Source organism: Nocardiopsis aegyptia (assembly GCF_013410755.1).
Lineage (GTDB): Bacteria > Actinomycetota > Actinomycetes > Streptosporangiales > Streptosporangiaceae > Nocardiopsis > Nocardiopsis aegyptia.
The window spans coordinates 2551002-2565319 of sequence record NZ_JACCFS010000001.1 but is presented as its reverse complement, the minus strand read 5'-3'; the positions used below and the strand labels follow the sequence as shown (position 1 = coordinate 2565319).

13 protein-coding genes are annotated in these 14318 nt (G+C 72.0%); 10 read left to right on the top strand and 3 right to left on the bottom strand.

The window, feature by feature from the left end; genetic code table 11:
• Positions 1 to 36 precede the first annotated feature (36 nt).
• Positions 37 to 1017 carry an ROK family glucokinase gene (locus HNR10_RS11390; RefSeq protein WP_179823038.1) on the top strand — a complete coding sequence of 327 codons (981 nt, stop codon included), beginning with the start codon at positions 37 to 39 and terminating at the stop codon, positions 1015 to 1017.
• A 39-nt stretch (positions 1018 to 1056) separates the two neighbouring features.
• Here the strand turns inward: HNR10_RS11390 and HNR10_RS11385 are convergent, their stop codons facing one another.
• Entirely contained in the window at positions 1057 to 1653 is a 597-nt protein-coding gene (locus HNR10_RS11385) for a Uma2 family endonuclease (protein WP_179823036.1), read from the bottom strand.
• Positions 1654 to 1792: 139 nt separating this feature from the next.
• Positions 1793 to 2533, bottom strand: coding sequence for a GntR family transcriptional regulator (locus HNR10_RS11380; protein ID WP_179823034.1), 741 nt, complete (start codon positions 2531 to 2533; stop codon positions 1793 to 1795).
• Between the two features lie 200 nt (positions 2534 to 2733).
• On the opposite strand from HNR10_RS11380, the gene HNR10_RS11375 reads away from it, so the two are divergent.
• Entirely contained in the window at positions 2734 to 3738 is a 1005-nt protein-coding gene (locus HNR10_RS11375) for a Gfo/Idh/MocA family protein (RefSeq protein ID WP_179823032.1), read from the top strand.
• A gap of 2 nt (positions 3739 to 3740) precedes the next feature.
• Here the strand turns inward: HNR10_RS11375 and HNR10_RS11370 are convergent, their stop codons facing one another.
• Positions 3741 to 4811: a LacI family DNA-binding transcriptional regulator gene (locus HNR10_RS11370; protein ID WP_312889214.1), complete on the bottom strand. Its 1071-nt coding sequence runs from the start codon at positions 4809 to 4811 to the stop codon at positions 3741 to 3743.
• A gap of 211 nt (positions 4812 to 5022) precedes the next feature.
• On the opposite strand from HNR10_RS11370, the gene iolC reads away from it, so the two are divergent.
• From iolC to HNR10_RS11330, 8 genes are all read left to right on the top strand, one after another.
• Entirely contained in the window at positions 5023 to 6006 is a 984-nt protein-coding gene (gene iolC, locus HNR10_RS11365; RefSeq protein ID WP_312889213.1) for a 5-dehydro-2-deoxygluconokinase, read from the top strand.
• A complete protein-coding gene (locus HNR10_RS11360) occupies positions 5996 to 6889 on the top strand; it encodes a Cgl0159 family (beta/alpha)8-fold protein (RefSeq protein ID WP_179823030.1) in 894 nt (297 codons plus the stop codon). The genes iolC and HNR10_RS11360 overlap by 11 nt, the downstream gene beginning before the upstream one ends.
• Complete coding sequence (iolB, locus tag HNR10_RS11355; protein ID WP_179823028.1) at positions 6886 to 7782, top strand: 5-deoxy-glucuronate isomerase; 897 nt, start codon at positions 6886 to 6888, stop codon at positions 7780 to 7782. The genes HNR10_RS11360 and iolB overlap by 4 nt, the downstream gene beginning before the upstream one ends.
• Positions 7779 to 9674, top strand: a complete 1896-nt coding sequence (gene iolD, locus HNR10_RS11350; RefSeq protein WP_179823026.1) for a 3D-(3,5/4)-trihydroxycyclohexane-1,2-dione acylhydrolase (decyclizing) — start codon at positions 7779 to 7781, stop codon at positions 9672 to 9674. Before iolB ends, iolD begins: the two co-directional genes overlap by 4 nt.
• A 26-nt stretch (positions 9675 to 9700) precedes the next feature.
• Positions 9701 to 11197 carry a CoA-acylating methylmalonate-semialdehyde dehydrogenase gene (locus HNR10_RS11345; protein WP_179823024.1) on the top strand — a complete coding sequence of 499 codons (1497 nt, stop codon included), beginning with the start codon at positions 9701 to 9703 and terminating at the stop codon, positions 11195 to 11197.
• Between the two features lie 34 nt (positions 11198 to 11231).
• Positions 11232 to 12143: a TIM barrel protein gene (locus HNR10_RS11340; protein ID WP_179823023.1), complete on the top strand. Its 912-nt coding sequence runs from the start codon at positions 11232 to 11234 to the stop codon at positions 12141 to 12143.
• Positions 12144 to 12264: 121 nt separating this feature from the next.
• Complete coding sequence (locus HNR10_RS11335) at positions 12265 to 13248, top strand: substrate-binding domain-containing protein (RefSeq protein ID WP_179823021.1); 984 nt, start codon at positions 12265 to 12267, stop codon at positions 13246 to 13248.
• A gap of 2 nt (positions 13249 to 13250) precedes the next feature.
• A complete protein-coding gene (locus HNR10_RS11330) occupies positions 13251 to 14318 on the top strand; it encodes an ABC transporter permease (protein ID WP_179823019.1) in 1068 nt (355 codons plus the stop codon).

Below are 14318 nucleotides of genomic sequence, written 5' to 3'. Positions count from 1 at the left end.
CGGATGGCCCATGATCGGTGGAGTGGAGCGGTCACGATGACGGACGCACGGCAGGCGGACGACCTGACGATCGGGGTGGACATCGGCGGGACGAAGGTCGCCGGCGGTGTGGTCACGCCCGACGGCCGGGTGCTGGCCCGCATCCGGACGGAGACCCCCGACCGCAGCAAGAGCCCCGCGGTGGTCGAGGACACGATCACCGAGGTCGTCCGCGATCTGCGCCGCGAGTACGGGGTGCGCGCCGTGGGCGTCGGCGCGGCCGGATTCGTGGACGAGCAGCGCGCGAACGTCCTGTTCGCGCCGCACCTGTCCTGGCGGCGGGAGCCGCTGCGCGACGCGCTGAGCGCGCGGCTGGACCTGCCGGTGGTCGTGGAGAACGACGCGAACGCCTCGGCCTGGGCCGAGGTCCGCGCCGGGGCCGGCCAGGGGGTGGGCAACGTCGTCGTGGTCAACCTGGGGACCGGGATCGGCGGCGCGGTGGTGCTGGACGGCCGCCTGCACCGCGGGCGCTACGGCCTGGCCGGTGAGTTCGGACACATGACGGTGGTGCCGGGCGGCCACCGGTGCGAGTGCGGCAACCGGGGCTGCTGGGAGCAGTACGCGAGCGGCAACGCCGTGACGCGTGAGGCCAGGGAGCTGGTGCGGGCCGAGTCGCCGGTGGCCAGGGTGCTCCACCAGGCCGTGGGCGGGGACACCCGTCTCATCACGGGTCCACTGGTCAGCGAGCTGGCGAGCAAGGGCGACCGGGCGTGCGTCGAGCTGCTGGACGAGGTCGGGACGTGGCTGGGCACGGGCCTGGCGAACCTGGCGGCGGCGTTCGACCCGGAGCTGTTCATCATCGGCGGGGGCGTCTCGGAGGCCGGTGAGCTGCTGCTGGGCCCGGCCAGGTCGGCGTTCGAACGCAACCTGACCGGTCGGGGCTACCGGCCGACCGCCCGCGTGGTGGCGGCGCGGTTGGGAAACGAGGCGGGCCTCATCGGCGCCGCCGCGCTCGCCCGCGAGGCACTCGCGGAGTAGAGCGATGCCTCCGGTCGAGCGGGGTGGCCGTGCAGCGGCCTACCGTCGACTCAGGGCCTTGACGTCGATGTCGATGGGGAACGGGACGTCGAGCTTGAGACGTTCCCGGGCGATGGTGGTCGGGACGTACCTCGGGTCCCGCGTCCCGTCGAGCTCGAAGACATGGATCGCGGGTCCCTGTTCCTCCCGCTCGATCCGCCAGAAGTGCGGGATCCCGGCCAGGGCGTACTTGAGGGGTTTGGTGGTCCGGTCGCGATCCTGCGACTCCTCGGACACGATCTCCACGGCGATGAGAACGTCCTCGGGTGGAACGTGGGTGGCCCTGTACCAGTCGAGGTGTTCGTCGTCTTCGTCCTCGTAGCGGTACACGAGCAGATCCGGCTCCGGTCGCTGGTGCTTGCCGAGCTTCATGGTCATTTCCTGGAGGACGTCGACCCCGCGGGGCACGGCTTCCTCCAGGGCGTGGGCCAGCCGAAGCATGACCTTGGAGTGGAAACGGGTCTGGGGGGACAACAAGATGAGCGCTCCGTCGATGAGTTCCATCCGGGGGGCGCCCGGAGGGAGCTTGTCCATGTCGTCGGCGGTCCAGCCGCCGGGCGGGGGCGTGAACCAGGCGGGGAGCGGCTCAGTGGTCATCGCAACCTCCAGCGTCGATTCCTGAGCCCACCCTAGTGCTGTTGGTATCGCCATGACAGGAACGTAGCGCTCCGTGACGGGCCGTGTGTGCGGTTTCTCGAACATGTTCGATCAGGGGCGAACCGAAACCGGCCGGGTGTCAGTCGGTCAGGGTGAGTTCGAAGGAGTAGCGCGAGGCGCGGTAGACGTGCGAGCCCACCTCGACCACCCTGCCGACGTCGTCGTAGACGGTGCGGTCCATCGTCAGCAGCGGCGCGCCGCGCGACTCGTCCAGCACACGGGCCTCGGCCGCGGTGGCGTTGCGCGCCCCGATGCTCTGGGAGGCGATCTTGAGGGAGACGCCCGCGGCGCGCAGCAGCTGGTAGAGCCCCTGGTGGGCGAGGGTCTCCTCGTCGAGGCGGACCAGGCCCAGGGGGACGTAGTTGTGCATGAGGGCGAGCGGTTCGTCGCGCGTGTAGCGCAGCCGCTCGATGACGTAGACCTCGGTGTCCGGCGCGACCTCCAGGGACGTGGCCACGGCGTCCGGCGGTGCCTCCACGGCCAGGCGCAGCACCTCGGTGCGGGGATGCTCCCCGGCGCGGGTGAGGTCGTCGTGGAGGCTGGACAGCTGGAGCGGCCGGCGTACCCGCGGCATGACCACCTGGGTGCCCACGCCGCGTTTGCGGACCAGGAGGCCGCGGTCGACCAGGTACTCGATGGAGCGGCGCAGCGTGGGGCGCGAGAGACCGAGCCGTTCGGCGAGCAGCAGTTCGTTCTCCAGCCGGGTGCCGACGGCGATCTCCCCGCTCGTGATGCGCCGTTCGAGCTCCTGCGCGACCTGGAAGTACAGGGGCACCGGGCTGGTGCGGTCGATCGCGATCGACAGCGGGGTCGGGGTCACGGGTGATTCCGTTCGTCATCGGGGCCGGAGGGGCGCTTCCCCTCCTCGATCAGTGTAAGGATGCCCGCTTGTCTTCAAGTTCATACGTACATATGTCTAGACAAACTATTGACAGCCACGTTTCGCCCGGGTGAACATGGGGGCGTGGCTGTGACCCCGACGACAGCCGCACGAGACCCAGGACACCGAATGGGGTGGGCATGCGCGTAGGACTGGTGGGAACCGGCCGGATCGGCGAGTCGCACGCGGCGGCGATCGCCCGGCGGCCCGAGGTCGACGAACTCGTCCTGGCCGACGTCGACGCCGGCCGCGCCCGCGAGGTCGCCGGCCGCGTCGGCGCCCACGCGGCCGGGTCCATCGAGGCCCTGCTGCACCCCGCCGCCGTCGACGCCCTCGTCGTCACCGCCGCCACCAGCGCGCACGCCGAGCTGATCCTCGCCGGAGTGCGGGCCGGGACCCCGGTCTTCTGCGAGAAGCCGGTCGCGCCGACCGTCGCGGAGACCGTCGAGGTCCTGCGGGAGGTCGACAAGCGCGAGGCGCTCGTGCACATCGGGTTCATGCGCCGCTTCGACGCGGGATACGCGCGGGCCCGCCGGGCCCTGGCCGACGGCGAGCTGGGCACCCTGCACCGCGTCCACGCCGTGACGTGCGACGCCGCGCCGCCGCCCGCCGGCTACGTCCCCACCTCGGGCGGCATCTTCCGGGACTGCCACGTGCACGACTTCGACATCCTGCGCTGGGTCACCGGCGCGGAGGTCGTGGAGGTCCACGCCTACGGCGCCAACCGGGGCGCGCCGTACTTCGCCGAGGCCGGCGACGTGGACACCACCGCGGCCGTGTTGCGCCTGAGCGACGGCACACTCGCCACCGTCCAGGGGTCCCGCTACAACGGCGGCGGCTACGACGTGCGGATGGAGCTGGCCGGAACGGCCGGGACGATCGCGGTCGGCCTGGACGAGCGGGCGCCGGTGCGCTCGGCCGAACCCGGGGTGTCCTTCCCCTCCCAGAGCCCCTGGCAGGAGTTCTGGTCCCGGTTCCGGCCCGCCTACGAGGCCGAGATCGCCGCGTTCCTCGGCGCGGTCCGTGACGGCGGTCCCAGCCCGTGCACGGTCGCCGACGCCCTGGAGGCGGTCCTGGTGGCCGACGCGGCCGACCGCTCGCGCCGCGAGGGCCGTCCCGTCCTGGTCGAGGAGGTCCGGCCGTGACCTCAGTCGTTCCCGCCGGCGCGGGGTGCGGCCGTGGTGCCGCGCACGACCAGCTCCGGCTCCAGCACGCTCGACCGCGGCGCCGGGGAGGGCTTCTCCAGGCGCTCGATGGCCAGGCGCACGGCCTCGCGGGCCAGCCCGGCGGAGTCTTGGCGCACGGTCGTCAGCTGGATGTGCGCGAGCCCGGCCAGCGGGATGTCGTCGTAGCCGACCAGGGAGATGTCCTCGGGCACCCGGACCCCCGCGCGGGTGATGGCGTCCAGGAAGCCGATCGCGGACCGGTCGTTGCCCGCGAACAGCGCGGTGGGCACCCGGCCCCCGGCGAGCAACCGGTGCGCGGCCTCGGCGCCGGACGCCTCGGTGTGGTCGCCGGGCAGGACGCGCACGTGGTCGGCCAGGCCGACCCGGCGCATCCAGTCGCGGTAGGAGCGCCTGCGTTCGTCCGATCCGGCACCGCCGCCGCCGTCCAGGTGGGCGATGTCGCGGTGTCCCAGGTCCCGGAGGTGGTTCAGCGCCTGGCGCACGGCCGGGCCCTCCGCCGTGGTGACCGTGTCGACCCGCGTGCCGGGGAAGCGGCGCCCGACCGAGACCACGGGCACCCGCTCGACCAGATCCGCCAGGAAGTGCGCACCGGTCTCGGGGCCCAGCAGGACCAGGGCGTCGCAGCGGTGGCCGAGCAGGGCCCCGACCGCCTTCTCCGAGTGCCGGGTGGGCGCGTGCGCCGACAGCACGAGGTCGTAGCCGACCTCCTCGGCCTCGGCGTACATCGCCTCGACCAGGTCGGCGTGGAAGGTGTTGTGCAGCGTGAGCATGACGCCCAGCACGCGGCTGCGGGAGCTCGCCAGGGTGCGCGCGGCCAGGTCCGGGCGGTAACCGATCTCCTCGGCCGCGGCCAGCACGCGCTCGCGGGTCCTGGCGCTCGCGCCGGGAGCACCGCGGAACACGACGGAGACCAGGGCGCGCGAGACGCCCACCCGGGCGGCGACGTCCTCCATCGTCGGCCGCCGTCCGGCGTTGGACGCCGGCACCGTGGGTTCCCGCGCACCGTCCGCACGCCCGTCTCGACCCTTCACGCCGCCTCCTTCCGTTCGCGCCCCCTCTGCCGGGACCGGCGAGGGGGAGGTTGACACATGGTGTGTCGTGAATCACTCTGACACAGACTAGAGCGCTCCACTAGAGCGCACTAGTTCCTCCGTCGGACTCATCCGGCCACCGGCTCCGCCGGAGGCCCCGATCGAAGCAGGGAAGAGAACTACCGGTGCAGCGCTACCTACGGAGGTACCAGTGAACGGCAGTCCAGGCCGGAGCCCCGAGGCGCCCTTCGAGGTCGTCACCATGGGCCGCGTCGGCGTCGACGTCTACCCCGAACAGGTCGGGGTCGGCCTGGACGCGGTGCGCTCCTTCGGCAAGTTCCTCGGCGGCAGCCCCACCAACGTCGCCGTCGCCGCCGCGCGGCACGGGCGCCGCTCGGCGGTCGTGACCCGCACCGGCGACGACCCCTTCGGGACCTTCGTCCACCGGGCCCTGCGCGGGTTCGGCGTGGACGACCGCTACGTCGCACCGGTCGCCGGCCTCCCCACCCCCGTCACGTTCTGCGAGATCCACCCGCCGGACGACTTCCCCCTGTACTTCTACGGCCGCGACCCGAGCGCTCCCGACCTCCAGGTGCGCGCCGACGAGCTGGACCTGGACGCGATCGCCGCCGCGGACGTGTTCTGGGTGACCGTCACCGGCCTGTGCCAGGAGCCCAGCCGCACCGCCACGCTGGAGGCGCTCAGGGCCCGGGGCCGGAACGGCATCACCATCATCGACCTCGACTACCGGCCGATGTTCTGGTCCTCGCGCGAGGAGGCCCGGCGCTGGGTCGCCGAGGCCCTGCCGTACGCCACGGTCGCCGCGGGCAACCTCGACGAGTGGGAGACCGCCGTCGGTGTGCGCGACCCCCGGGCCGCGGCCGAGGCCGGGCGCCGGGCCGGGATCGACCTGGCCGTCGTCAAGCAGGGTCCCGAGGGCGTGCTCGCCGTCGACGGCACCGGCGAGGTCCGGGTCCCGCCCGTCCCGGTCGAGGTCGTCAACGGCCTCGGCGCCGGCGACGCCTTCGGCGGCGCGCTCTGCCACGGACTGCTCAGTGGATGGGGCGCCGAGCGCGTCATGCGCTTCGCCAACGCGGCGGGCGCCATCGTCGCCTCCCGGCTCTCCTGCTCGGACGCCATGCCCACCTCCGCCGAGGTCGAGGCCAAGCTCGGGGAGACCGCTCATGTCGGTTGACGCCTTCCGCTCCATCGTCGAGACCCGGCTGCACAACCCGGGCGCGATCGCCGAGGCCGCGGCCGGACGCGTCCGCCCGACCTCTCCCGTGGGCCCGGGCGGCAAGGCGATGATCGTCGCCGCCGATCACCCGGCGCGCGGCGCCCTGCGCTCCGGCAGCCGCCCGATGGCCATGGCCGACCGCGCCGACCTGCTCGACCGCCTGTGCGCCGCGCTGGCCCGCCCCGGCGTGACCGGCGTCCTGGCCACCGCGGACATCCTGGAGGACCTGCTGCTGCTCCGGAACCCGGACGGTTCGGGCGTGCTGGACGGCAAGTCGGTGTTCGGCTCGATGAACCGCGGCGGCCTCGCGGGCGCCGCCTGGGAGATCGACGACCGGTTCACCGGCTACGACGCGGCCGGGATCGCCCGCATGGGCTTCGAGGGCGGCAAGATGCTGCTCCGCATGGACTACGACGACGACCGCACCGTCCCCGCCCTGGAGAACTGCGCCAGAGCGGTGAACGAGCTGAACGCCGCCCGGGTCACCGCCATGGTCGAACCGTTCATCTCCGGCCGCACCGACGGCGTGATCCGCAACGACCTGTCCCCGGACGCGGTCGCGCGCTCCATGGCCATCGCCTCCGGACTCGGCAACACCTCGGCCTACACCTGGCTCAAGCTCCCGGTGGTCACCGAGATGGAGCGGGTCATGGCCACCTCCACCCTGCCGACCGTGCTGCTGGGCGGCGAGCTGTCGGAGGACCCCGACGCCGCGTTCGCCCGGTGGGGCGAGGCGCTCAAACTGCCCAACGTCATCGGCCTGACCGTGGGCCGGTCCCTGCTGTACCCGGCCGACGACGACGTCGTGGCCGCCGTCGACACCGCTGTGGGGTTGCTGTGAGCTCGAACGACAAGTACCACCTGCCCGCGGGGAGCACCGCCGCCCCGCCCTTCCGCACCGTCGTCACCCCGGAGACGGCCGGATGGGGCTACTCCGGCCTGCGCGTACTGGAACTGGCCCCGGGACAGGCGCAGGAGATCGACACCGGCGACGCCGAGACACTCGTCCTGCCGCTCGACGGCGACTGCACCGTCACGGTCGACGGGCACGAGTTCGCCGTCACCGGGCGGCGTTCGGTCTTCACCCGCGTCACCGACTTCGTGTACCTGCCGCGCGACGCCCGCGCCGTCGTCTCCAGCGGGTCCGGCGGCCGGTTCGCGCTCCCGTCGGCGCGCTGCGAGCGCCGCCTGGCCCCGCGCTACTGCCCGGCCGAGGACGTGCCGGTCGAACTGCGCGGCGCCGGCCAGTCGAGCCGCCAGGTGAACAACTTCTGCACCCCCGGCACCCTGGACGCCGACCGGCTCATCGCCTGCGAGGTCCTGACCCCCGGCTCGAACTGGTCCTCCTACCCGCCGCACAAGCACGACGAGGCGACCGCGACCGAGTGCGAGCTGGAGGAGATCTACTACTTCGAGGTCGCAGAGGGCCCCCACGGCCCCGGTATCGGCTACCAGCGGGTCTACGGCACCGAGGACCGCCCCATCGACGTCTTCGCGGAGGTGCGCTCCGAGGACACCGTCCTCATCCCGCACGGCTGGCACGGCCCGTCGATGGCCGCGCCCGGCTACGACCTCTACTACCTCAACGTCATGGCGGGACCCGGCCAGGAGCGGGCGTGGCGGATCTGCGACGACCCGGCCCACGGCTGGGTGCGCCAGACCTGGGCCGACCAGGACACCGACCGCCGGCTCCCGCTGACCTCGACCGAGGAGAGGGGGGAGCAGGAGCGATGACCGACTCCACCGGCACCCCGACCGTCCGCCTCACCACGGCCCAGGCCCTGGTCCGGTTCCTCGCCGCCCAGTACAGCGAGCGCGACGGCACCGAACAGCGGTTCGTCCCCGGCGTGTGGGGCATCTTCGGGCACGGCAACGTCGCCGGACTGGGCCAGGCGCTGCTCCAGGCCGCCACGACCGGTGAGGCCGACCTGCCCTACTACCTCGCCCGCAACGAGCAGGGCATGGTGCACACCGCCGTGGCCTACGCCCGGACCCGCGACCGGCTCCAGACCTTCGCCTGCTCCGCCTCCACCGGCCCCGGTTCCACGAACATGGTCACCGGCGCGGCCCTCGCCACCACCAACCGCGTCCCGGTCCTGCTGCTGCCCAGCGACATGTTCGCCACCCGCTACCCGGACCCGGTGCTCCAGCAGCTGGAGGACACCCGCGGCGGCGACGTCACGGTCAACGACGCGTTCCGGCCGGTGTCCAAGTACTTCGACCGGATCACCCGGCCCGAGCAGCTCATCCCGGCCGCCCAGGCGGCCATGCGGGTGCTGACCGACCCGGTCGAGACCGGCGCGGTCACGCTGTGCCTGCCCCAGGACGTGCAGGCCGAGGCCTACGACTGGCCCACCGCGTTCTTCCGCAGGCGCGTGTGGCACATCGGCCGCCCGCTCCCGGAACCGGACGCGCTCGCCCGCGCCGCCTCGGTGATCCGCGGGGCCGAGCGGCCCCTGCTGGTCGCGGGCGGAGGCGTGGTCTACTCCGGGGCCGAGGCGGCGCTGCGCGCGTTCGCCGAGGCCACCGGCATCCCGGTCGCCGACACCCACGCGGGCAAGGGCGCGCTGCCATGGGACCACGACCGGGCGGTCGGCGGGATCGGGTCCACCGGTGCCCGGAGCGCCAACGAACTGGCCCGCGAGGCCGACGTGGTGATCGGTGTCGGCACCCGCTACAGCGACTTCACCACCGCCAGCCACACCGTCTTCGCCGACCCCGACGTCGCGTTCGTCAACCTGAACGTGGCCCGGCTCGACGCGGCCAAGCACGCCGCCACCCAGCTGGTCTGCGACGCCCGCGCGGGCCTGGAGGCACTGCGCCGGGAACTGGACGGCTGGGAGGTCGCGGCCGGACACCGGGCCCGCGCCCGGGAACTGGCCGACGAGTGGGCCCGCGCCACCGACGCCTGCTACGCGGTCGACCACGGCCCGCTGCCCGCCCAGACGGCCGTGCTCGGGGCGCTCAACGACGTCCTCGACGACCGCGACGTGGTCATCAACGCGGCCGGGAGCATGCCCGGCGACCTGCAGATGCTGTGGCGGGCACGGGACCCCCGGGCCTACCACGTCGAGTACGCCTACTCCTGCATGGGCTACGAGGTGGCCGCCGGGACCGGCGTCAAGATGGCCGACCCCTCCCGCGAGGTGGTCGTCCTGGTCGGCGACGGCTCCTACCTGATGATGGCCCAGGAGATCGTGACCATGGTCTCCGAGGGGCTCAAGGTCATCATCGTCCTGGTCCAGAACCACGGCTTCGCCTCCATCGGGTCCCTGTCGGAGTCGCTGGGCTCCCAGCGCTTCGGCACGAAGTACCGCTACCGCGATCCCGCCAGCGGCCGGCTCGACGGGCCCGTCCTGCCCGTCGACCTGGCCGCCAACGCCGAGAGCCTGGGCGCCCGCGTCATCCGCGCCGACGGGATCAAGGAGTTCCGTGCGGCCCTCGCCGAGGCCAAGGCGGCCGAGACCACCACGGTCGTGCACGTCGAGACCGACCTGGAGGGCCCCAACCCGCCCGGCAGCGCCTGGTGGGACGTGCCCGTCGGCCAGGTGTCCGAGCTGGACAGCACCCGCGACGCGTACCGGACCTACCGCTCCCACCAGCAGGGACAGCGCCACTACCTGTGACGCCCTCCCGGAAGAAGGAAACGACAGTGAAGACCGTTCAGCACTGGATCGACGGGGCCGCGACCTCCGGGGCCTCGACCCGCACCGCACCGGTGTGGGACCCGGCCACCGGACAGCAGCAGGCCGCCGTCCTGCTCGCCGAGCGGGCCGACGTCGACGCCGCGGTCGCGGCCGCCGCGAGGGCCTTCGAGAGCTGGGGCGACTCCTCCCTGACCAAGCGCACCCGCGTCCTGTTCTCCCTGCGCGAGCTCCTGGCCCGGCACGAGGACGAGATGGCGCGGATCATCGCCGCCGAGCACGGCAAGGTGATCGACGACGCCAGGGGCGAGATCGTCCGCGGCCGTGAGGTCGTCGAGTACGCGTGCGGCATCATCAGCGCCCTCAAGGGCGGGTACTCCGACCAGATCTCCACCGGGATCGACAGCTTCGACTTCCGCCAGCCGCTGGGCGTGGTCGCCGGGATCACCCCGTTCAACTTCCCGATCATGGTGCCGCTGTGGATGCACCCGATCGCCATCGCCTGCGGCAACACCTTCGTCCTCAAGCCCAGCGAGCGCGACCCCTCGGTGTCGAACTTCGTCGCCCGGCTGTACGCCGACGCCGGACTGCCCGACGGCGTGTTCAACGTCGTGCACGGCGACAAGACGGCGGTCGACGGCATCCTCGACCACCCGGGGATCGAGGCGGTCTCCTTCGTCGGCTCCACCCCGATCGCCCGCTACGTGCACGAGCGCGGCACGGCGGCGGGCAAGCGCGTCCAGGCCCTGGGTGGCGCCAAGAACCACGCGGTGGTCCTGCCCGACGCCGACCTGGAGTTCGCCGCCGACCACCTGACCGCCGCCGCGTTCGGCTCCGCCGGCCAGCGCTGCATGGCCATCTCCGCCGCGGTCGCCGTGGGTGAGGCCGCCGACGCGCTGGTGCGGGTGCTCGCGGACAAGGCCGAGGCGATCAGGGTCGGCCCCGGACAGGACACCGCCAACGACATGGGCCCGGTCATCACCGCCCAGGCCCGCGAGCGGGTCGCCTCGTACGTGGGCTCCGGCGAGGCGCAGGGCGCGGCGGTCGTGGTCGACGGCCGCGACCTCAAGGTGGCCGGCCACGAGGAGGGCTTCTTCGTCGGCCCGTCCCTGCTCGACAGGGTCACCCCGGACATGGACGTGTACAAGGACGAGGTCTTCGGCCCCCTCCTGGTCGTCGTCCGCGCCGCCGACCTGGACGAGGCGATCGAGATCGTCAACGGCAATCCGTACGGAAACGGCACCGCCGTCTTCACCAGCGACGGCGAGTCCGCGCGCCGCTTCCAGCGCCGGGTCACCGTCGGGATGATCGGCGTCAACGTGCCGATCCCCGTGCCGATGTCGCACTACTCCTTCGGCGGGTGGAAGGACTCCCTGTTCGGCGGCCACCACATCCACGGTCCCGAGGGCGTGTCCTTCTACACCCGCGCCAAGGTCGTCACCAGCCGGTGGCCGCACGTCGACCGCTCGGTCGAGGCCGCCTTCAACTTCCCGTCCCACGGCTGACACCTCCGCACGCACTCCCCGAAACGAGGCAGACATGACCGACCGACTGGTCCTGGGATCCGCACCCGACTCCTGGGGCGTGTGGTTCCCCGAGGACGACCACCAGACGCCGTGGAACCGGTTCCTCGACGAACTCTTCGAGGCCGGGTACGAGTGGCTCGAACTGGGCCCCTACGGGTACCTGCCCACCGACCCCGCCCAGCTGGCCGACGAGGTGGGCCGGCGCGGCCTGAAGGTCTCCGGCGGCACCGTGTTCGGCAACCTGCACGACCCGGACGCCTGGGACGACACCGTGGCCACCGTCCGGAAGGTGGCCGAGCTGACCGCCGCCGTCGGAGCGCACCACCTGGTGTTCATCCCGCCGATGTACCGGGACGAGAAGACCGGCGCGTTCTCCGAGTCACCGACGCTCGACGACGGCCAGTGGCGCAACCTGCACCGGTCCGCCGACGAGCTCGGCAAAATCCTGCTGGGCGACTACGACGTGCGCCTGTGCCTGCACTCGCACGCCGACACCCACATCCAGACCCAGCCCGAGATCGAGCGGTTCCTCGACGGGACCGACCCCGAGTACGTCTCCCTGTGCCTGGACACCGGCCACGTCGCCTACGGCGGCGGGGACGCGGTCGACCTGATCCGCCGCTACTCCGAGCGCGTGGACTACGTGCACATCAAGCAGATGGACCCGGAGGTCATCCGGCAGGTCAACGAGGAGAAGCTCGGCTTCGGCGAGGCCGTCAAGCGCGGCGTGTGCGTCGAGCCCCCCGCCGGGGAGCCCGCGCCCGCGGCCGTCCTCGACGCGCTGCGCGAGGTCGAGGCCCGCCTCTTCGTGATCGTCGAGCAGGACCTGTACCCCTGCGAGCCGGAGGTCCCGCTGCCCATCGCGGTGCGGACCCGCAAGTACCTCAACAGCTGCGGATTGGGGGCGCGCCACCAGAAGGCCTGACACCACGGAACCACCACGCTGAGCCGCCCGCACGGTGACTCCCCGCAAGTCGCGTCCGCCCCTCGTGACCTCCCTTTCCGCAGTTGAGTGAATCCCCCCGAAATCGACAAGAGGTCGAGACATGAAGCGCAACACCACCTACACCGCACTGCTCGCGGGCGCCGCGAGCCTGATGTTCGCCGCGACGGCGTGCAGCTCGGAAGGAGGCCGCGAGGAGGCCGCCGACGAGGGCGTCGAGACCCCGGAACTCACCATCGCGATGATCACCCACGAGGTCCCCGGCGACACGTTCTGGGACATCATCCGGGCCGGGGCCGAGGACGCGGCGGCCAAGGACAACGTCACCCTGGAGTACAGCTCCGACCCCGAGGCGCGGGGACAGGCGAGCCTGATCCAGAACGCGATCGACCGCGAGGTGGACGGCATCGCCGTCACGCTCTCCAAGCCGGACGCGCTGGAGGGCGCCATCGCCGACGCCCAGGAGGCGGGCATCCCCGTCGTGGCGTTCAACTCCGGCATCGAGGAGTGGGCGGACATGGGCGTCCAGCAGTACTTCGGCACCGACGAGCACCTGGCCGGCACGGCCTTCGGCGAACGGCTCAACGACGTCGGGGCGCAGAAGGCCCTGTGCGTGATCCAGGAGCAGGGGCACGTCGCCCTGGAGACGCGCTGCGCGTCCCTGGGCGAGGCCTTCGAGGGCGACTCCGAGGTCCTCTACGTGGACAGCGCGAACATGCCGGAGGTCCGCTCCAGCATCGCCGCCAAGCTCCAGGAGGACACCGACATCGAGTACGTCGTCACCCTGGGCGCGCCCATCGCCATGACCGCGATCGACTCCATCGACGACGCGGGCAGCGACGCCACCGTCGCCACGTTCGACACCAACACCGAGCTCGTCGGCGCCATCCAGGAGGGTGTCGTCGAGTGGGCCGTCGACCAGCAGCCCTACCTGCAGGGGTACCTGGCCGTCGACTCGCTGTGGCTCTACAACACCAACGGCAACGTCTCCGGCGGCGGCACCGAGCCCGTGCTGACCGGGCCGGCGTTCATCGACGAGAGCAACATCGACGAGATCGCCGCGTTCGCCGAGGAAGGAACCCGATAGCGATGAGTCGGCTTCTGACTCCGAAGGCGCCGCCCCCCACGGGGGGCGGCTCCGAGAAGACAGTGCGCGTGCACCGGCGCTCCGCGCTCCGGCGCTTCATGACCCGGCCCGAGGTGGGGTCCCTGGTCGGCGCGGTGATCGTGTTCACGCTGTTCTTCTCGATCTCGGACACGTTCCGTACGGGCTCCGCCCTGGCCACGATCCTGTACGCGAGCTCCACGATCGGCATCATGGCGGTGGCCGTGGCGCTGCTGATGATCGGCGGCGAGTTCGACCTGTCCGCCGGTGTCGCGGTGATCTCCTCCGGCCTGGCCGCCTCCATGTTCTCCTGGTACTTCTCGGTGAACGTGTGGGTCGGCGCGGCGTTCGCGCTGGCGGTCTCGCTCACCATCGGGTTCCTCAACGGGTGGATCCTGGTCCGCACCCGATTGCCCAGCTTCCTCGTGACACTGGCGATGTTCCTGATGCTCCAAGGGCTCAACATCGCCCTCACGAAGCTGATCACGGGCCAGGTCTCCACGACGAACATCTCGAACATGGACGGCTTCGACTCCGCGCGGGTCGTGTTCGCGTCGAGCTTCTCCGTTCTGGGAGTGGACGTGCGGATCACCGTGCTGTGGTGGCTGGTGTTCGTCGGCCTGGCCACCTGGGTGCTGATGCGCACCAAGGTCGGCAACTGGATCTACGCCGTCGGCGGCAACCAGGAGAGCGCCAGGGCGGTCGGCGTCCCGGTCGCCAGGGTCAAGATCGGCCTGTTCATGACGGTCGGCTTCATGGCCTGGTTCTCCGGCATGCACCTGCTCTTCATGTACAACACCGTGCAGTCCGGCGAGGGCGTCGGCAACGAGCTGCTGTACATCATGGCGGCGGTCGTCGGCGGGTGCCTGCTCACCGGCGGCTACGGGACGGTGGTCGGCGCCGCGATCGGCGCGTTCATCTACGGCATGACCCGCCAGGGCATCGTCTACGCCGGCTGGGACAACAACTGGGTGTTCTTCTTCGTCGGCGCGATGCTCCTGCTGGCCGTCGTCGTCAACGGCTGGGTCCGCACACAGGCGAACAAGAGGTGA